This window comes from Lacipirellulaceae bacterium (assembly GCA_040218535.1).
Classification (GTDB): domain Bacteria; phylum Planctomycetota; class Planctomycetia; order Pirellulales; family Lacipirellulaceae; genus Adhaeretor.
Genome location: JAVJRG010000010.1, coordinates 332273 through 351664 on the forward strand (window position 1 = coordinate 332273; position 19392 = coordinate 351664).

The 19392-nt window shown below is 54.7% G+C and carries 13 protein-coding genes; 3 read left to right on the forward strand and 10 right to left on the reverse strand.

The window, feature by feature from the left end; all coding sequences use genetic code 11:
- The first annotated feature begins 269 nt into the window (after positions 1-269).
- Positions 270-1253: a UDP-glucose 4-epimerase GalE gene (gene galE / locus RIB44_13415; protein MEQ8617567.1), complete on the forward strand. Its 984-nt coding sequence runs from the start codon at positions 270-272 to the stop codon at positions 1251-1253.
- Here galE and RIB44_13420 read toward each other — a convergent pair.
- The 10 genes from RIB44_13420 to RIB44_13465 form a co-directional block, all read right to left on the reverse strand.
- Entirely contained in the window at positions 1189-1926 is a 738-nt protein-coding gene (locus tag RIB44_13420; GenBank protein MEQ8617568.1) for a hypothetical protein, read from the reverse strand. The genes galE and RIB44_13420 overlap by 65 nt on opposite strands.
- A 93-nt stretch (positions 1927-2019) precedes the next feature.
- Complete coding sequence (locus tag RIB44_13425; protein ID MEQ8617569.1) at positions 2020-3021, reverse strand: cupin-like domain-containing protein; 1002 nt, start codon at positions 3019-3021, stop codon at positions 2020-2022.
- 227 nt (positions 3022-3248) lie between these two features.
- The gene (locus tag RIB44_13430) at positions 3249-4853 is read right to left on the reverse strand and encodes a sodium:solute symporter family protein (protein ID MEQ8617570.1); all 1605 of its coding nucleotides are present in this window, start codon (positions 4851-4853) and stop codon (positions 3249-3251) included.
- Positions 4850-5074 carry a DUF3311 domain-containing protein gene (locus RIB44_13435; protein ID MEQ8617571.1) on the reverse strand — a complete coding sequence of 75 codons (225 nt, stop codon included), beginning with the start codon at positions 5072-5074 and terminating at the stop codon, positions 4850-4852. The genes RIB44_13430 and RIB44_13435 overlap by 4 nt, the downstream gene beginning before the upstream one ends.
- Before the next feature lie 79 nt (positions 5075-5153).
- Entirely contained in the window at positions 5154-6413 is a 1260-nt protein-coding gene (locus RIB44_13440; GenBank protein MEQ8617572.1) for an NAD(P)/FAD-dependent oxidoreductase, read from the reverse strand.
- Complete coding sequence (locus tag RIB44_13445) at positions 6410-6934, reverse strand: hypothetical protein (GenBank protein ID MEQ8617573.1); 525 nt, start codon at positions 6932-6934, stop codon at positions 6410-6412. The genes RIB44_13440 and RIB44_13445 overlap by 4 nt, the downstream gene beginning before the upstream one ends.
- 33 nt (positions 6935-6967) lie before the next feature.
- Entirely contained in the window at positions 6968-8797 is a 1830-nt protein-coding gene (locus tag RIB44_13450; GenBank protein MEQ8617574.1) for a polyprenyl synthetase family protein, read from the reverse strand.
- 88 nt (positions 8798-8885) lie between these two features.
- Positions 8886-10904, reverse strand: a complete 2019-nt coding sequence (locus tag RIB44_13455) for a prenyltransferase/squalene oxidase repeat-containing protein (protein MEQ8617575.1) — start codon at positions 10902-10904, stop codon at positions 8886-8888.
- Positions 10905-11124: 220 nt separating this feature from the next.
- A complete protein-coding gene (locus RIB44_13460; protein MEQ8617576.1) occupies positions 11125-11973 on the reverse strand; it encodes a hypothetical protein in 849 nt (282 codons plus the stop codon).
- 217 nt (positions 11974-12190) lie between these two features.
- Entirely contained in the window at positions 12191-16912 is a 4722-nt protein-coding gene (locus RIB44_13465; protein MEQ8617577.1) for a G8 domain-containing protein, read from the reverse strand.
- Between the two features lie 617 nt (positions 16913-17529).
- Here RIB44_13465 and RIB44_13470 point away from each other — a divergent pair.
- The gene (locus RIB44_13470; protein MEQ8617578.1) at positions 17530-17961 is read left to right on the forward strand and encodes a hypothetical protein; all 432 of its coding nucleotides are present in this window, start codon (positions 17530-17532) and stop codon (positions 17959-17961) included.
- Positions 17962-18131: 170 nt separating this feature from the next.
- Entirely contained in the window at positions 18132-19385 is a 1254-nt protein-coding gene (locus tag RIB44_13475) for a radical SAM/SPASM domain-containing protein (GenBank protein MEQ8617579.1), read from the forward strand.
- Positions 19386-19392 lie beyond the last annotated feature (7 nt).

Here is a 19392-nt window from a genome sequence, read left to right on the forward strand (position 1 = left end):
AGGAAGCTGCGATCTCAAGGCGAGCGCAGCTACAAACTCTCATTCTAACAGGAATGCTCTGGGTGGCAGTGGAATGTGAGTTCGCGTTCTAGTGTAAGTGTCATACAACGGCAAAATTGGACAGATTGTCTGCACCAGGTAACTCCCAAAACCGCTGATATTTCATCAAATTCATCTCTGAATTGTGCAGGCCTAGCTGCGAAACGTAATTTGCTATACTACGCACTCGACAAGCCTGAGACTATCCAACGAAAGAGATCAATCTAAGTATGAATGTGCTTTTAACCGGCGGCGCAGGATATGTAGGATCGCACGCAGCCAGAATGCTTCGCCTGGCAGGGCACGAGGCTTGGGTCTACGACAATCTCAGCTACGGCCATCGTCAAGCGGTCCCTGCGGACCGCTTCATCGAAGGCGACCTCATGAATGGTGCCCAGCTAGCGGCTGCTTTTCGCGACCACCAGATCGATGCCGTCATGCACTTCGCGGCCTTTGCTTATGTCGGCGAGTCAGTTTCCGACCCCGCGAAGTATTACCAGAACAATGTTGTTGGGACGCTCTCACTGCTAGAAGCAATGCGGGCGACCAACGTCAAGAAAATCGTCTTCTCCAGCACATGTGCGACTTACGGAATCCCTGAGATTGTCCCAATCACCGAGGCTGAAAAACAAGCGCCAATCAACCCTTACGGTTTTACCAAACTCGTCATCGAGCACGCCCTGAAGGACTACGCAGCCGCTTACGGTTTCGGCTATGCCGCGCTCCGCTACTTCAATGCCTCGGGTGCTGCCGATGATGGATCGATTGGTGAAGATCATTCGCCCGAGACGCATTTGATTCCACTGGTCCTCGATGTTGCCCTGGGGAAACGCGAGGAGATCAAGATCTTCGGCGACGACTACGACACGCCCGACGGGACTTGCATCCGCGATTACATTCACGTGGACGATCTGGCGACCGCACACATCGCCGCGCTCCAGCGGCTAGAACCTGGTAAAGGGCTTTGCTTGAACCTGGGCACTGGAGAAGGAGCCAGCGTGAAGGAAGTGATCGACGCCTGCCGCGAAGTAACAGGACATGAGATCCCCGCTACAACGGTCGATCGCCGCCCAGGGGACCCTGACAGGCTTGTCGCCGACGCACGTCTCGCTCGTAAGACCCTCGACTGGGAGCCCAAGTATGTCGGCATCAAGCCGATTGTGCAGTCCGCCTGGGAGTGGCATCGCGACCATCCGAACGGGTTTGAGCAATAGGGTCGCAACGCTTCGAACTTCTAGCCCGAAGCTCCGAAATGCTCTTCCCTGCACGAACATCAATTGCTTTGGCGTCTGCGGTGACCTTCAGGACGGTTTCGCCGGCTGCTCCCGCAACAAAGATTCGCCCAACAGGCCGAAAGCCAACGCGTTGGTGATTCTCTAATTCCTTTTTGTCATTCCATTCCGCCGTCGAAAGCAGCGTATTGATTCCTCGGCTGTTGAATGTTCGCAAAGCATGCTGCTGAATCAACCCAATGAGTCCACGAGCTTGAAATTTCGGGTGGGTGAAGCCTTTATAGAGAAAAACCATGCTTCTTGGATAAGTCAGCGCTACGCCTGAAGCATCATCCGCTCCGCGGTTGAGTTTCGCGGCCACTCCTTCAAAAGCATACCAAGCATAAGCGGCGAGCTGATTATCGACGAATGCAGCTAAGCATTCATGACTGGCCCTCCGCAGACGGTCAGCATCTTCTGCGGCAAGTTGGTAGTCGGGCAACAGGCTATGCGAGCGAACGTCTTGTTCCGAGAGTCGTCGCAGAGCAACGTCGCCAGGCGTTCGCTTGGCTCTGAGATCCTTCGCCTCCAGGGTCATCAACCAAGTAATGTCAAGCGTGACAAACTTTTGCAAGCTCTTGTAGAGAAGAGATATTGGCTGTGGAGGCGGCAGCATCGCTTAAAGTCCGACCGGCTGAAAAGACCGCAGGGAACGCTTTCAGGGCGTTCCCTGCGAGAAACTTGAGAAAACCAAACGCCGAGCGTCATCTCAGCTGGCCACTGGCTCCAACTCTTCGTGAGGAGCAACCACAGCATGCTCTTGACCTTCGAGAATCCGGTACCCGTGCGGAGCGTTCGCATCGACCACGAAGCTCTTCGGATAAACGAATTGTTCCTTTTCTTTGCCAGCGAATTTGTCCGCGTAGCGGAAGGCACGCGCTAACCACTGCTTGCTGTGGGCGATCGGTCCGTCGACTTCGATACTCCTCGGCGTCACGCCAAAGCTCTTGCGAAGGTGATAGTTCGCGTTGTGAACGTTCAATCGACGACGGGCACGGGCATTCTTATGCTCAGTCGAGAGCGAAACGTTCAACCCCTCCAAGTTCCTCACACGATGCGGCGTCAGTTGAGGCCACGTGATCAGTTCGCCAGGCTTGGCATCGAAAACCAAAGCGTAGCGATCGTAGTCCGTACTGTAAGGGACATCCTCAGACCATTCGCCTGAGCAAACCTTCTCTAGCACTTCGATGGAGGCAAATCGCGTATCAAACGGAGGATAGACCCAAACACGCTTCGAACCACGGATATGCCAGAGCATGTTTACTGGCATATCGACGTGGTAGGGAACCCAAGCCGTTGGCGAGGAAAGCAAGAGATTCGCTGTGCGATTCTCCGCTTTGAAGCCTGACTTGTTCTGTTCGATCTCGTCGTACATCGAATGAATGGCTGCAGCGTGCTCAGGATGGAAATCCAACAGCCGACGAATGTTCACCCAGAGCTGGCCGCTCTTGAGGAGTTCTACCAACTCTGCCCCAGACTCACCATCACGATGTCCCTCACGCCAATCAAAGACGTTCGGGTCAACGCCCATCGTGCTGACACCAAGATGTTCGGGGGGATGCGAGTCGATTATTTCCGCCAATGCTTCGTCGGAAAACAAACCTGTTTCTTCCAGCTTGTGCCGAGCGACCAACACGCCCTCTTCAACCGTGTCGAAAGTTTTCTGTGTCCAGTTTTCAAGTAGCGATTGATTGTTCGATGGGGTCGACATGGGCGGTCCTCACAGGAGAAAGATAAAGTCGCCGCGAAAGGGTACGAATGCTACCCGTCGCGGTCGGTACTGGCAGGGTTTACCGCAAGGCCCATGCCAGTTCACAGTTTTCCCGCAGAAAGCGGTCGAAACAGGCAAGCAAGGAGCGGGCCCTTGCCTGATTAGTGTGAGAAACCAAACACGATGATGCCGAAACGCGACAACAAACGTCCTTGTCACACAGCAGCCTAAGCTCGTTCGGCGAAGAACTTCCGCAGCGTCTCTTCTTTCGGCGGCGACGTAATCAGCGAAACGCCCACGAGGGCTGCTGCGGAGGCTAGGAAGATGCCTGCCACTGGCATCACTTCATAGCCAAACAGATCGATCGCGTAGCTGCGGTTCTTTCCATAGCCTGACTCGCGGAACAGGTAAAACCAAGCCGCGATGGTGGCGATAACGCAAGCGTACGCCCCCGGTTTGGTTAGCCCACGCCAGTAGACAGCCGCCAGGACGAGGGGAAACAGGCTTGCAAATCCGCTGAAGCACCACACGCCCAGCGTAAAGACGCTTTTCGCTTCGTAGAGGCTGAACCAGTAGGTCAATGCAACAATGGCGATGATAAACCCGCGAGTGAGCATCACTTCCTGACGGTCGGTGAAGCGGCCTTTGCCTCCATAGTGGGTCGCAATGTCGTTAGTGAACATGGTGCCAATGCAAAGAAACTGACTGTCGAGCGAAGACATGATCGCCGCTAAAATCCCAGCGGTTAATAATCCGCCAAGCAGAGGCGAGGTGAGGCTCTTCACCAGTACCGTGAGCACCGCATTGGGATTCTTGGGGATCGGCACATTGGCAGGAATCAAGTCCGTGGTCGCCCAGACACCAATCAGCACGCAAGGCACCCAAACGATCATGATGAACAGCGGATGCGCGACGACTGAAAGGCGGAAACTCTTGGCGCTCTTGGCAGTCAACCAATGCTGGAATAAGTGCGGGAACATCCCTACAGAGAGCGGAATCAAGAGATAGCTAAAGAACTTGGTCTTCGACATTTCCATCCGCGTGGCCTTCTCGGGCGGAATCGCTTCGCCCAGCTTGCGGAGGTTCGCCAGCAGCGACTCCTCGCCACCGAGCCGATTAGCAATCACACAAAACGTGACTACTCCAAGCACCATAAACACGATCGTTTGAAACGCATTCGCCCAGGCAGTGCCGCGCATCCCGCCGAAAAACACATAACTAAGCACGACACAGCAGACGACTAGAGAGCCGAGGTACTTCGGCACGCCAAAACTGGTTGCCGGAGAATCGGTCTTGAAAGCCTCAACATCAGGAAAAGCACCGGCGGTCATTGTCTGAATCACCGTTCCACTGCCCATGACGCCGATCAGCAAATAAGGAATCACCAAGGAAACAAGGATCGGAAATAGGAGCAATCCAATTAAGTCGCTATCCAGTCGGTCACGGAAAAACTGAATTTGAGTCGCGTAACCATATCTCTTCCCAAACGACCAGAGCCGAATGCCGACCACGAAGAAGCAAAGCGAATGGATAATGCCGCTGGAGGAAGCCAACATTCCGTACACGCCGACGCCTTCCTTAAACGCTTCGCCCGTCGAACCAAGTAGAGCGAAGGCGGTCATCGTTGTGCCGAAGATGCTCATCAGCAGCAAGAACGGCCCAATCGAGTGGCTTGCCAACTGGTAGTCACTCTTCGTGCCCGTGAACATGCGACTGGCAAAGAAGCCAAGGCCCACAAGCAGGCAGAGATAACCGAGAATGATCCAGAATTGTGTCAGCCCTGAGGGCGGAGTCTTGGCAGCTTCTGCCGCTATCAACAAAGGCAAGTTCATGAGGGGCTCCCCCCCTCGTTACCGTTCTCTTCATCGAGCTGCTTTGGCCAACAAAAAAGTACCACGAGCAGCCAAGTCGTCGCAGCCGCGACCGAGATGCAGGCGTGGTAGAAGAGCCCCTTTGGGATAAAACCAAACACAAGGGTGCCGTCCTCCCAGTTCCAATCGTCTTGATGCAGAACAATCAGCAGGAGGACTAATGGCCAGATGAAACGAAGCATAGCAAGCCTGGGTAGAGAGTCGGTCAGTCGACGAAGGCTTGATTTTAGCTAGCTCAGTTTCAAAAGAGAACCGCAAACCTTAAGCGCGTTGTGCTGCCAGCCAGGGCTCGAGGTCGTCGAAGATCTTGCCTTCACGCCCATCAAAGACTCGACCGATTAATAGATCAACCAGCTCTTCCTGATGTTGAGGATGCTCAGCGATGAACTTCCCGACGCGAAATTCAGGTGAGTAGAAGGCGTAGACCAACTTGCGAATCAATGCGGTCTGCTGATTGAATTGCCCAACCCAACGCCCCAGAGCTTCCCCTGATATATCGCCCGTTTGCAATGCTTCGATGACACAATCGGCGGCTTGTTCGGCAGATTTCAACGCAAAGTAAACGCCTGAGGAGTACACAGGATCAATAAACCCCCAGGCATCTCCTACCAAGACCCAGCCATCGCCCGCAGACTGCTCTGTGGTGTAAGAAAATTCCTTCGCGGCAACCAGTTCGTCGGTAGGCTCAGCATCGCGTAGCCGTTCTACGACGCCGGGGCACTTCGCCAATTCCTCCTGCCATGTTTTCTCGAAATCGCCACGTCCTTTGAGAAGGTACTCTCGATCACCGACCACTCCAACGCTGACGATGTCGTTGGCCTGCGGAATGTACCAGAACCAAGCAGTCTGGTCTTCATTCTGCAAGATGATTGTTTTCACTCCGCCACCCGACTCATCCCGCTCGCCGCCGCGATAGTGCTTCCAGAGCGATGCCTTCTTCAGCTTTGGATTGATCGTTCGACCGCCGATACGAGAACCGAGAATTGCCTGCTGTCCGGTGGCATCGACAACTACCTTGGCTTTGACCTCTTGGGACTTCAAGCTGCCGTCCAGATCCTTAAACTGAAGCTTGGCACCGACGGCACGCTTATTGCCCGAGGAGGTTTCTTCGAGCAGAACTTCTACGACTCGGACCTCTTGCTGGACTTCGGCACCGTTCTCCGCGGCGTTCTCAAAAAGCATTTGGTCGAATTCAGCACGATCGACATGCCAGGTTTCGCTTGATTCGTGATCATCATGTGATCGAAAGAAGAAGGGGGCCGACTCTTTGCCGGTGTTATTGACGAACTGGACGCCCACTTTCTTGGCGTAGCCTGAACGCTTGAGCTTTTCCAGCATTCCTAACCGTTCAAAGGTCCAATACGTCTCCGGCATGAGAGATTCGCCCACGTGGGGTCGTGGAAATTTCTCTCGCTCCACGAGGAGTGTTTTGAACCCAGCTTGGGCAATCAAGGTTGCGGCAGTTGAACCAGCCGGCCCACCACCCATGACAAGGCAGTCGTATTGGGAGTCGAAACTCACTGTGTCACAATCTCCAGAAGTTCAACGGCAGGGATGCCATCGACCAGGATGCGTGCCGAACGCCCGTAAACGGTCGATAGCTCGGGATTCTGGAGCTTTAACCGCAATGTCGCCGACGGTTTCACTTTCCAAAGTGCACAGAGCTCAACCTCGCGCAAGACGTGATGGCGAATAAGAATCCGGCCTAGCGGCAAGGCTTGCGATTCGATTTCCATACGAACGATCTCAGGGAGCCCTGCCAGATCGATTCGCATGATACCGTACTGAACGATCCCGCCATCGCGCTGGCGTGCCAGGAGGATTTCTCTTGCGTAGATATTGCCGTCGCGGTGCTCACGTAGGACACGCACGTCAACCAGGCTATTGTGCCATGCTTCGACCGTTACCGTCATATGGTCGTCATGGTCGAGCAACGACGGAAACGGAGCCGGCATCTCTTCGCCGGTACTTGGGCTGAACTCTCCCAGTGCATCAGGAGAATCGTAAAACAGTTCTACCAGTGAGGCGAAGTCGGCTGCCATTTCTTCTTGAACTCGACGAAAGTAGGAAGGGCACTACGAGACAATCATCGTAGGCTGGACGATCGTTGGTTCCGGGTCAGCGGGGCGTTCCAAGACCGTGTCGATCAAGTAATAGAGCAACCGCCGTAATGGTTCCGGCTCAATCTCGTCAGCCAATTGTTCGGCTCGAACCTGATACTTATCGACAAGCTGGTTGGCTTTCTCGAAAACACCGGCTTCGGAATAAAGTCGGCGGATTTCCTGGACTCGGGTACGCTCCTCAAGTGAAGCGTCTTCTGCGTATCGCGTCAGCTCGGTTTGTTTTTCTGGACTCAGAGTTTCGCAGGCCAACGCCCACAATAAAGTTGGCCGCCCTCCTAGGGCGTCCAACCCGGCAGCCAATTTGTTGTCGTCGTCACCACGCCAATCCTTCAAGTCGTTCAAGATCTGGAACGCCACGCCCAAGTGCTTTGCCAACTGCTTGAGTGGTTGTTCCAGATTGTCCAGCGGTTGTGCACAGCGAACCCCGCACAGCAATGCCGCTTCGAACGCCGGGGCGGTCTTTAAGGCATAGATCTTCAAGGCGTCCAACGGTGTGAGCTGTTTCTTGGAATTGTCACGCCACAGAAGTTCGGCGCCTTGCCCTTCACTTAGCCTGAGGTGTGCATCCGCTAGTCGGTCGAGCAGATCGGCACACTTCTCCCCACCGAGGTCCGCTGCTTCACGACTGACAAGCCGGTAGCCAAGCCCGATCAGATAATCGCCCACGTTGATCGCAGTAGCGTCGCCATATTGGCGGTGCAGTGTTGGTTCACCGTAGCGGTGGGCGTCGTTGTCCTGAATATCGTCATGAACAAGCGAAGCCTTGTGGAAGGTTTCGATTGAAAGTGCGACGCTCTTAACGAACTTGGGAATTTCCGCGACCGCCTCAGCTCCCTCGGCGGTTGTCGCCCTACCTCCGGTCAAAGCATCGTAGGCGGCTAGAGTGATAAAGGGCCGAGCATACTTGCCACCACGGGCGAGAAAGTCTTGCGCAATGGCCTCAGTCGCTGCCACCGGATCGAGCCCTCCGACGCCCTCGCCGTTCATCTCTGCCAATGAGGGTCCACTACGAACTCGTGGCACGAGCGTCTTCAATGCGTCCTGCTCGAACATTCCGCTCGCAGCGCGCAACAAGTGCAAGTAAGTGTTCGTCTGTGCCGTTGAAGATTCTTTCTGAAGTCCAATTAGTTCGGTCACCCATGGCTCATCAACCGACGTGTTTCGGCAGTCGCTGGAGAGTAGCGGCACTGCCATGCAGGGAATGCCGGCCAGCAATACCTTATCGATCGCTTTCTCAAGCACATTCAAACAGGCGACACCAACAATCGCATCAACATAACCGCTGACGATGATCTTCATTACGATCGGCGAACCTTCGGCCACCAGAACTTTGTAGCCCAAATCTTCAGCCTGAGTACGAAAGTCTGCAATGCTACACGCGCCACACGTTTTGCAAGCGAGACCAAACTCGTCGTAATCCGCGGGGCAACCTTCAGCATGCTTGAGGCAGTGCGGAAGGAGAAACAGACGACGAGACGGCGGCACTGCGGCGACTTGGTCCCGCCAGAATTCGCTAGAGAGCATCACCATCGTCCAACCAAGATAGCCTTCGGGCTGACCTTGATCCTTGAGCAGCTCGCGGGCAATCTGCTCCATCTCATCTTTGGTGAGCGGCGTACTCTTCTCGAGCTTCGCAGCCGTCTGCTGGCAGACCTCGCGGAGCTGCTCGCGAAGTTCTAGCGTAGGTGGAACGTCTTTGAGATGGCTCGTGCGACGACGCTTCTTGCGTGGTGCAGCGTCGACTGCCGATGACGCATCCGATGGCACAGTTTCAGTCGACACGGGCTATTAGCTTTCCGAGCGCAAGTGACTTCTAGCTTTGTTGATTTCGCCGCTGGGCACCATCAGCACTTCACAACTTTGTAGTCAACTAGACAGCGGCAACTAATGCGGATGTTGCTGCCTTGTCCAACAACTGCCGAGCTCGACGTAGTGCTTGCGTTGCGAATATCTGCGGGTACAACTCTTCATGGTACCAAAGCTTGGCGAAATAGAAACCGATGGTCGCAGGTTCCGTGTGCCGTCCTGACTCCACTGCATCGCACAGCCACTGGACGCCCTGCTGCACACTCTGAGCGATTTTCGCGTCCTGCTCAGCCCAAGGCAGCAAAGCCTCGACTGCTAAAGCGGTTTCCTCGACGCTACAAACTGCTTGGCCATCTTCCTTAGGGTGCGACTTGGTAACACGCTTCTGCTCGACATCCGCTACGCCCCATCCGCCACAGGCGTGCTGGACCTTCGCAAGCCAATTGACGCCTTTGAGGTATGCCGCCTTCAAGTCCACGCCCTCGCCGGCGAAACCGCAAGCGTCGAGCTTGAGCGATTCTAGGGCTATGAGTGCTTTAGAGGTGCCGTAGACGGGGTTCGATTCGTCGGGCTGCAGTTGGTTGCCAAACCACAAAGGGTTCCAACGACCGTCTTCCTGCTGCTGATTGATCAGAAAAGCCGTTGCCGACTTCAAAGCAGCCTCGACTCGCTCAATCCTAACGCTGGTTTGAAGCAACGGTTGCCAGCTAACGAAAGCTCGAACCGCGTGAGCAGTAATATCCGTGCTGCTACGGTCGAAAGGCAACTTACCCCAACCGCGGCAGAAGGTAGGCATCCCGCCGTCGGTATTCTGCAGGTCAAGTAACCAGTCGACGCCCGCGGACGCTGCTTTTTGTATCTCTGCCCGACGAACTTCGGGGTGCTTCTGATGAAAGGCCGCCAATGCCAACAAGGCAGCCGAAGTGTCATCCGCATCGGGCACACCGCCAGACAAATCTGTCCAGGCCCAGCCGCCGGGGGCTGCGCCCGTGTAGGGATGCCTCTCTTTCAGTTGGCAATCGAACAACCAATCGAGCGTGGCCAACTCCGCGTCGCTGGGAGCCGCGTCGTGAGAGTCGTGGTAAAGATCGCCGTCGTCGACATTGGTGTCGAACTCCCAGCCGAGCGCACTAATCGCTTGGGACGTGTTCCATGTGGCCAGATTGGTATCGATCGGCCAACTGCCATCGCTGCGGATCGAAGAGAGCAGAAACTCGACTCCCATCCGGACCACTTCGGAATCTGCCTGCCCAATGCTGGCGAGACTCATCACCACGAAGCTAGTCAATGGGGTCGCCTCCAAGAAGCCGCCGCTACGAGGCTGCATTTTCTCTAAGACTTCCAGCGTTTTCTGCTTCGTGCGGTTACGTATCCATCGAGCAAGAGGATTCCATGAAGGTCGGTGATGATGCCGGGCTTGGCCAATTGCTACCAAGGCAGGAATCGCATAGCTCACCACCGGCAAGCCGAGTTTGTGGTACCAGCTTTGGGGCAGAGCGGCAAACTCGAAGGGCAATTGCGGGACTTTCTTCCAGGGAATCAGTCCGGCTAACGCACAGTTGGTAAGGATCGGCACGGCAAACGTCTTATCGCGACCGTAACGCTCGCGCAAGCCACGAATGCCTCCCTGCTTCTTGATGTACTGTTCGGCCCGTTCCATTAAGTCCGAATATTTCGCAGGAACACCAGTCAACTGGAACGCTGCCTCGACAAGCATCGTGGCGGAAATATTCGAGGGTCCCTCGTCCGTATCGCCCCAGCCACCATCCTCGTTCTGGTGCTTCGCCAGATAACTAAGACTTTGCGTGAGTAGTTCGCTCAACTCGTTCCGCATCATCACGCCAGTTAGCCAGCCCTGATCGGTCTTCCCTTCCAGGCGCTGGTCGTCATCTACGTGCTGTTCTGCGAGCGCAAGCGCACTGACAGCCGTTGCCGTAGCCAACGGTGAACTCGAGAGGCGGCCTTCGAACACACCGCGTGAATTGCGAGCAGCCAGCAGCGTTTGTCTGGCCGTTTGAAGGGCGGCGTCAATCCGCTGAGCATCGGAGGATGCGGCGGAGAAGCCAACCGTGGTAGAACTCATACGAGCCAAAAGGCTCCGGGGTGAGGTGAACTGGGCTGAATTCGTTCAATTCAGTCGAGGTGCAATGATATTCACCGATCACAGGATTGTCGAGCGACGGATTCGCGCACGTGACGCAAGTCGCTTAATCACAAAGGTTTACAACTTGGATTGCTGGCTTTTCGGGCAGCAATCCAAGTCGCTTCGGATGCAATCCTCGTTTCTCGATAGCTAGCGAGGCCTATTCGCCCCGAGCTCGTCCCTCAGGCCGCTCTCGCCCACCAGCCCCGCGTTCGCCCCCAGGACCGCGACGGCGTCCACGCATGTCTTGCATGGCTGCGCTAAGTTCTTCAGCACTGATCGCACCGTCGCCGTTAGTGTCTTTGCCTTGGAGCATCTGGCGCATTCGCTCGGGAACTTCGTCCGGGGTCAACTGCCCGTCGCCGTTGGCGTCGGTCCGCTGCATCATTTGCTCGACCATCTGCGGACCGCCGCGCTCCCCACCAGGACCACCGCGGAATCCACGCCCCCGGCGTCCACCTTGAGCTTCGGCAATGGCTAGTAGTTCCTCTTCGTCGATGGCTTTGTCGCCGTTGGTGTCGCCACCCTGCAGCATGGGCATCAGTTGTTCGGGAACTTCGTTAGGCGTGAGCTTCTTGTCACCATTCGCATCGTTCTCCATGAGTCGAGCGACAAATGCCTCGGGGCCACCGCCGCGTCGCTCACCGCCCGGCCCCTCTTCGCCAGGACTTCCAGGACCACGCGGCGGAGTCGCTTCCGCAAGGGTGATCTTGCCGTCTTTATCGGCGTCAAGCTTCTTCAGTGCAGCTGCTGCTTTCCGAAGTTCGACGGCGGATATCTCACCGTCGTTGTTGAGATCAATTGCCTCGAACAGCAGATTCTGTGGTCGCCCCCGATCGCGGAAACTGCCAGGCCCCCCACGCCGGCCTTGCACCTCACGACCCGCCACGTCAGCGTCACCTGACGAGCGTTCAAATCCGCCGCGTCTTTCAGGCTGGGCAAGCGAGTTGTCGACAGTGAGGACCAGAATTGACAGACCGGCTACGACAGCGACGGTGATACGATGCATGATTTTGCTCCGAAGAAGCAGGAAAGGGGAGTTGGCCGTGGCTATGTGTGTGACCACCCGAATTCTAACCCGCTGCTTTCGAGGGCGTTCCGTGAATTCTCACGAAAAGAGAGAATTTCGCAGAACTGATCGACCCGTTGACAGCACGCAGGTAAGACAGCATTCCCACCTGCGAAGGCTGAGCGAAGCGGGATTGTAGATTTAGCAATGCGCCGTCTTAAGCTCCGGGCAGTCCAACCAACCCACCAATCATTGGCATTTCAGTCGTATTCTCAGGAGCAAACTCTCCGGCGATGCGAAGACCAAACTGATCGCTCAGCTGCTGATTTGTTAGCCCTACATACTGAGTCGGTATATGTGGGAGTGCCTCTGGGAAAGGAACCGAACTCGGACGTTGCTGGCCGAAGTAAGCCTTTTGGTTGTCGAAGGATCCGTAGTTTAGCGTCACGCTATTGCTTGAGAACAAGTATGAGATTGAGTCATGATTCGGAACAGTATCGAACCTCAAACGAACCTCGGTTTGTTCTTTTTGCCCCAGGATTTCCGGAGCAATCTCACCGAATTCCGGATTACCTTGCACAATCACTTCTCGACCGGATCTGCTACTTGGGCCGATTACGATCGCATCGATCGCCTCAAAATAGCCCCCGTCGACGATGGAAGTTCCACGTCGAGCCACATCAATTCCTCGGTAGTAACCGGTGATGTGGAGATCTTCATAGGTGATTCCCTGGGTAACGATGTTCTCGCTCACCCCGTTGCCGTAGTAATCTTCCGTCACTTCTCTTGCAATGTGGAGATTCCTCAACACGACCTGTTGCGAGTAAGGAAGATGCACTCCCGTCTCATTGTTCCAGAATTGAGAATCTTGGATGACGCTCTGGAAGTCATGAGTCGCGTTACGCAAGTGGTAGCGAACCGTCAGGCCTCGGGAAGATGAGTAGCCTTGGTTGCCCCGGAACTCAAGCACGGGTACATGATCGGTAATGATCGAGTCGGCCTCTCCCGCGATGTAGGGATATTCGAGCCCCTCGGCCGGAAATTCAGCCGGGTCACCCGGGAAACCGAATCCTTCCGAATAGTAGAAAAAGGCACTTCCGTGGGCATCGGCCGCGACGTTATCAACGACACGTATCGCTGACCCTTGGAACCAGAAACCATCGCCACCGTGTCCAAAGTCTTGCTCTCTTCTTCTTGAGTCGGCTCGTTCATCCGTTCCATCAATATTAATCGCGATGTTTCCAACAAAGCTGCCAATCTCATCGCCAACTTCAGTTGTGAATCCGGCTCCGGTGATGTCATAAGCGACGTTGTCAGTGAAATCGACGTAGCTACTGTGATTGACGTAGCCCCAGCCGACGTTGTCTGTCACGACACTTCCGTGGACCTGACTGGCAGGCGAATCAGCCAGCACCCCGTTTCGGTGGAAATGTATCGCATAACGGGCACGATTATTGGTGCCAGTCCCAGCTTCCAGGTTCCAACTCGCGTCAACGACCGCATCGTTCACTGTGACGAGTTTGTCCGTTCGACCGAGCTTGTCAAACGTTGCGTAGCTGACTTTCACATCACGATTGTGCATGAACATCGTATGGCCACGGCGGTCCGCAGCCTCTGCTTCCGATGTCAATACGATGTTGCGAGTAAGGTTCGCCACATGCACGCCGCCAGTGGTGGTCGGCAAGGCATGGTCATAGTCGAGAGGTTCCACAAAGACCGTATTGCCAACGATCAAGAGGATGGTCCGTTGCTCGCTCTGCGACTCTTCATTGACACTTCCTGCGATGACGATCTGGTCTCCAGCTTTCCAACCGACGGGCACACTTTGCAGCGTTATCGAAGTCGCTCCAGCCGTGAGTGCCCCAGTTGCTCGAACGTGTGCTGTTCTTTCCGCGCCGTGAATTTCAACGGCACCGTGAGTGATCAAGCCCCGACTTATGCCGAAAGGATCCCAATTGCGATCGATTGTACCGTTATCAGTAAACACAAGCTTTGCTGTCACGTGCTCCTGCACAGGCTCAGCGGCAGTTCCCATCTGGAAGCGCCCCATTTCTGAAACGACAATCGTATCGGCGCGGAGTTCGCTATTCCCATCCGCTGAGAAACTCAGGGTTCCATCAACACGTATCGTCGTTACCTCTGCAGAGATCGCCCGATCGACATTGAGTTCTATGCCAACGGGAACCAAAATACGCGCGCCGTCACCCGGCATCTGCTCATCTTTCCAGGTGCTTGGATCCGACCAATCGCCACTTTCAGCGACGGTATGGGTGACTTGGTCATACCGAACGAGTTCGAAGAGCGCGAGATGCTCAAGTCGCTTGCTTGGCTCGGAGGCATGTGGGATCACTGTATGCAGGACGTCCTCGTCATTAAGATCTCCCAAGTTGTCGAGAGAATCGATGAGGGCGAATCCCTCGACCACCGGCGGATGGTCGATGATCGTACCGCCGTGGCTGTGACCGCCGTCATGAGTATGGCTATGACTTGAGTGATCGTGATTAGGCGAGTCATGTGGAATCGAAGATCCGAACGGATCGTAGGTAGCATGGATTCCCGGAAGAAGAATCCAGTCGCTTTCTGTGCCGCCGAAAACTTGATCCACGACGTGATCGTCGACCACTGAAACGTTCATTTGCAACGCCAGTGTTTCGGAATCCTGGATATCGTTGATCCGGCGGGCGAACGAGGCAGTACTGCCCCAGATCGCATGGAGATTACTTAAAGCGGAGTGATTGTGCGTTATTTCCGTCCCAACTAGCAGGTCTTCGCCTGCCCCGCCGGTTAATCGATCGATCTGGCCTCCGCCGATCAAGACATCCTGACCCGCGCTCCCTAGTAACTCGTCTTCTCCTTGCCCGCCTGACATTAGGTCGTTGCCCAGGTCACCACTGAGTAGGTCGGCCCCCTCGTCTCCAAGAATTAAGTCGTCGCCATCTTCGCCAAAGAGTAGGTCATCACCAGTCCCGCCAAACAGTGAGTCGTTTCCTTCAGAGCCGTAGAGCGCATCATTTCCTTCCTGCCCCGAGAGACTGTCGTTTCCCACTCCAGCAGTTAGGAAATCATTTCCCGATCCACCATCCAACTGGTCATCTTGATTTCCTCCATTCAAGTAGTCGTCACCTGTTCCGCCAAACAATTGATCGGCACCGTCTTCTCCACGTAGCTGATCATTGCCGTCATCTCCGATCAACAAGTCATCACCATGTTCGCCATAGATTTTGTCATCACCTGGTCCCCCGTGAAGAGCATCGTTTCCTTCTGCCCCATACAGAACATCCGATCCGTCTTGACCATTTAAGTTGTCGTTCCCCACTCCAGCAGTTAGGAAATCATCTCCTAAACCACCATCCAACTCGTCGTCCTGGTCGCCGCCACTCAAGTAGTCGTCTCCAGTTCCGCCAAATAATCGATCAGCACCATCTTCACCATACAGCTGATCGTTGCCCTCATTACCCAGCAAAGTGTCTGCACCCTCTTCGCCGCGTAGATTATCGTCATGATCTCCGCCTGCCAGCGTATCGTTACCAAAGCCACCGAACAGGCTGTCGACGTCGGCCCCACCATAAAGGGAATCATCTCCCTGGCCGCCAAGAAGAAAGTCGCTACCGGTTCCCCCGCTGAGATAGTCGCTACCAGTACCGCCGTTGATGTAGTCATCTCCTGCCGCGCCAAGCAGAATGTCCGAATCCTCATCTCCGTAGAGTCGGTCCGCTCCTGCGTCTGCCAACAAAAGGTCATTGCCGGCAGAGCCCCGCAAAAGGTCGTCCCCGAGTCCCCCGTGAATTTGGTCCGAGCCGTCCCCTCCCTCTAAGGTATCATTCCCAGAACCGCCTTCGAGGATGTCGTTTCCATCGTTGCCGTAGGCGTTATCAGCTCCCTCACCTCCTATGAGATGGTCATCCCCTAAGCCCCCTTGAAGATAGTCATTACCATCTTCTCCAGTTAGACGATCGTCGTCCTGATCACCGTAGAGTCTGTCATCACCTGTGCCTCCTGACAATTCGTCGTCTCCATTGCCACCGTTGAGCCTATCGTTGTTTTCACCTCCAACAAGACGATCGTTACCGTCATGTCCATTCAGGAGATCGTCTCCCTCCCCGCCCTCTAGCTGGTCATTCCCCGACCCGCCCCCTAGCAAGTCTTCTCCCGAACCGCCAATCAGGTAATCGTCTTCCGTACCGCCGTTGAGAACATCGTTTCCTGCGTCACCAATTAAAATGTCTGCTCCTTGAGCACCGTCAAGTTGGTCGTTCCCTGCGTGACCTTCGATGATGTCATGCCCCGTATCTCCCCAGAGCGCGTCGTCCCCGTCGCCTCCCTCCAGTCGATCGTTGCCTGCATGTCCGTAGATGCGATCGTTCCCCGCTTGGCCAGAGATCCAATCGTCTCCGACGTTCCCCGAGAGGAAGTCATCTCCCGCTTCACCAAAAAGAATGTCGTTGCCCACACCGCCACGAAGCACATCATCTCCTCCGCCCCCTAGCAAAATGTCGTCCCCTTCGTCTCCGTTGAGGACGTCAACTCCTGTGCTGCTCTGCAAATAATCGTTTCCGGCATTGCCAAATGCGAGCACGTTTAGGCTAGTGAGATTAGTGAACGAGTCGTCGCCACCGTTGCCGTAAAAAACAATCGAGCTAACCGATGTCGTATCGAAGCTTACTTCCGAAAGCTGCCCATCGTGGTGGAAGCTTACATCGATGATTCCTGGAATCGATTCAGAAACAACCGCTGTATCGGCGACATCCGAGCCAACGAAAGTCAGCTTCGACGTGTTCGAATTGAGATAGACTTGGCTAACACTCAGCAGACGACGCTCTTCGAGAGATTCGATACGGAGTCCGCGGTTTATGACTGTGCCGCGACAATGGTCCCTCTTCGACCGATTGCGGTAGAGGTGATCTAAGAACTGCTGCCAGCGTGCTGAATAGAGTGCCATCGAAATCCACCTTGAATGCGACTAGCTAATGACAAGAACTTGCGAGGAGAAGAGCTGTTCATTTCGCCGGAAGTGCATGTGCCCAGTGCGAAGTCTGTCTACTTTTTTGGTTACGAAAACGCACCCAATGCGCGCAGAGTTGCCGCATTGAGTGTTGTGCCGCTATGGCACCGTGTGCCCCAGTTAATCTGGGTGTCCCGTCTTGCCTCGTGCCACCGGCCTAGCGTGTCCCCCTGGGCCTTGCTGAATACAGTTGTGGCGGTGCTACTTTTCTTGGAGATGCCTGTTCCGTGAGGCCTCGCTGACCAAGTGGCTAATTAGGATAATCGGCCAAGTCAACTTGGGTAATTAAGCAGAGTTTTCCGCCCGGGTAAAGACTGGACCTGGGTATTTGCGGCAATTGGTGAATCAAACCACCCATTAGGGCTAAAATGGGTAACTCTGTTACAGCAACGGAAACCTAAGCCAATCAAGCAGATAGGTCCGATGGAGCACAAAGTTACTCTGTCAGCTCCAGCTAGCGAGGGAAGATTTTTATCTTGATTGAGAAAACTGGAGGAAAATTGTGCGCTCGACTCCCCAAACTCCTGTCACTCGTGATGGTGTCTTGGTGTGTGATGGCAGTTTCACACGAAACTGGCCATCTCCTGGGCGGCTGGATCGGCGGCAGCACGCTCCTGAAATGCGACCTCGCACCTTGGCGGCTTCCTTACAGCATCCATAACCCAGATCCAAATCCTGCGCTAACCCTTTGGTCAGGTCCGCTAGTGGGAGTTGGCTTACCGGCCCTGTTGGCGTTTGCGATTGGCCGTTGGTGGACTTGGTTTATTGCAGACTTCTGCATCCTTGCAAACGGAACCTACCTAGCACTTGCCGCACTGTCTGGCGATCCCCTTCTGGATACCCCTAGGATGATCGCTGCCGGTATTCATCCAACTTGGATTGCCTCGTTTTGCCTAATCACAATCTCTGTGGGATACTTTCGTTTTCGAAGAGATATCCTGACTGTTCTCAAAGGAAAGCGGCTTTCTGACTTGCCGAAGCATTAGTAGAAAACCATTCATTAAGGATGCTGGTGTGAGAAAAATCACCCGGATTTAGAGAAATCGCTACAATCGATTAGATACTATCAGACGTATTCTGCCCGCGGACCAAGCTTCACTGATAAATCACAAACGCAAGTGGATCATCACTCTACCCAAGACAATTCTCCGAGCCCATGTATCTCCGCTACGCCAAACGCCTGCTCACTGAAACCGATAAGCGGCTGCTCTGGAAGCTGGGTTGGAACTTTGCCTTCAAGGGCGCGCGCGCGATCCAGAAACATAAGCAGCGTTTGAAGCGGGGAGAGTTCTTTCCACCTTTTCTTTATATCTCAATCATCAATAGTTGCAATTTGCGCTGCCAAGGGTGCTGGGTGGATGTGGCTGCCAAACAGGAACGCATTGAGATCGATGCGCTCTCGAAAGTTATCACTGAAGCGAACGAACAAGGGAACTACTTCTTCGGCATCGTCGGTGGCGAACCGTTTATGCATCCCGACATTTTGAAAATCTTCCGCCAGCATCCGAAGTGCTACTTCCAAGTGTTCACAAACGGGCACTTCATCACCGACGACGTAGCCGCTGAACTTCGCAAGTGCGGCAACGTCACGCCGCTCATCTCGGTCGAAGGAACAGAAATTGTCAGCGATGAGCGCCGCGGCGGAGCGGAAGTGCTCAACAAGACGATGCAGGGCATTCACAACTGCGTGAAGCATAACATCGTGACTGGCGTCTGCACGAGCGTCTGCAAAACGAACCTAGATGACCTGGTAAACGAAGCATGGGTAGACCGCCTGATTGAACTGGGAGTTCTCTACATGTGGTACCACACCTACCGCCCGATGGGTCCCGAGCCAAACGAAGCCTTAGCCCTTTCGCCGGAAGAGCAACTTCGCATCCGTAAGTTCGTCGTCGAGATGCGTGTGAAAAAACCGATTGCGATTGTCGACGCTTACTACGATGGCGAGGGACAAGCACTTTGCCCGGCTGCCACGGGTTTCACCCATCACATCTCGCCTTGGGGAGCGATCGAGCCTTGCCCCATTGTGCAATTCGCTAAGGAAAGCATTTACGATTCGCAACCGCTCGCGGAGACGTTCAACAATTCACAGTACTTGAAGGACTTTCGCGAATTAGCGGCCAGCCAGACCCGTGGCTGCATCGTGCTGGAAAGGCCCGATCTTCTGCACCAATTAAACGTGTTGCACGAAGCCGAGGACACGACCATTCGCAAGACGGCCGCGGCAGAATTGCTAGCGATGTCACCGCGTCCCTCGCAACACAATAAGATAAAGGCCGTGCCCGAGAAAAGCTGGGCGTACCGCTTCGCCAAGAGGCACTTTTTCAATGATTTCGGAGCCTACGATTCCCCACAGAATCCGCTGGAAGCTGCGGCAGTTTCCCAGAAAAACTCCACGGCAACAGAATAAAGTTGCC

Coding starts and splice junctions, on each gene's coding strand:
- galE (MEQ8617567.1), top strand. CDS start 270: ATGAATGTGCTTTTAACCGGCGGCGCAGGATATGTAGGATCGCACGCA.
- RIB44_13460 (MEQ8617576.1), bottom strand. CDS start 11,973: ATGCATCGTATCACCGTCGCTGTCGTAGCCGGTCTGTCAATTCTGGTC.
- RIB44_13475 (MEQ8617579.1), top strand. CDS start 18,132: ATGTATCTCCGCTACGCCAAACGCCTGCTCACTGAAACCGATAAGCGG.
- RIB44_13420 (MEQ8617568.1), bottom strand. CDS start 1,926: ATGCTGCCGCCTCCACAGCCAATATCTCTTCTCTACAAGAGCTTGCAA.
- RIB44_13455 (MEQ8617575.1), bottom strand. CDS start 10,904: ATGAGTTCTACCACGGTTGGCTTCTCCGCCGCATCCTCCGATGCTCAG.
- RIB44_13465 (MEQ8617577.1), bottom strand. CDS start 16,912: ATGGCACTCTATTCAGCACGCTGGCAGCAGTTCTTAGATCACCTCTAC.
- RIB44_13470 (MEQ8617578.1), top strand. CDS start 17,530: ATGGCAGTTTCACACGAAACTGGCCATCTCCTGGGCGGCTGGATCGGC.
- RIB44_13445 (MEQ8617573.1), bottom strand. CDS start 6,934: ATGGCAGCCGACTTCGCCTCACTGGTAGAACTGTTTTACGATTCTCCT.
- RIB44_13425 (MEQ8617569.1), bottom strand. CDS start 3,021: ATGTCGACCCCATCGAACAATCAATCGCTACTTGAAAACTGGACACAG.
- RIB44_13430 (MEQ8617570.1), bottom strand. CDS start 4,853: ATGAACTTGCCTTTGTTGATAGCGGCAGAAGCTGCCAAGACTCCGCCC.
- RIB44_13435 (MEQ8617571.1), bottom strand. CDS start 5,074: ATGCTTCGTTTCATCTGGCCATTAGTCCTCCTGCTGATTGTTCTGCAT.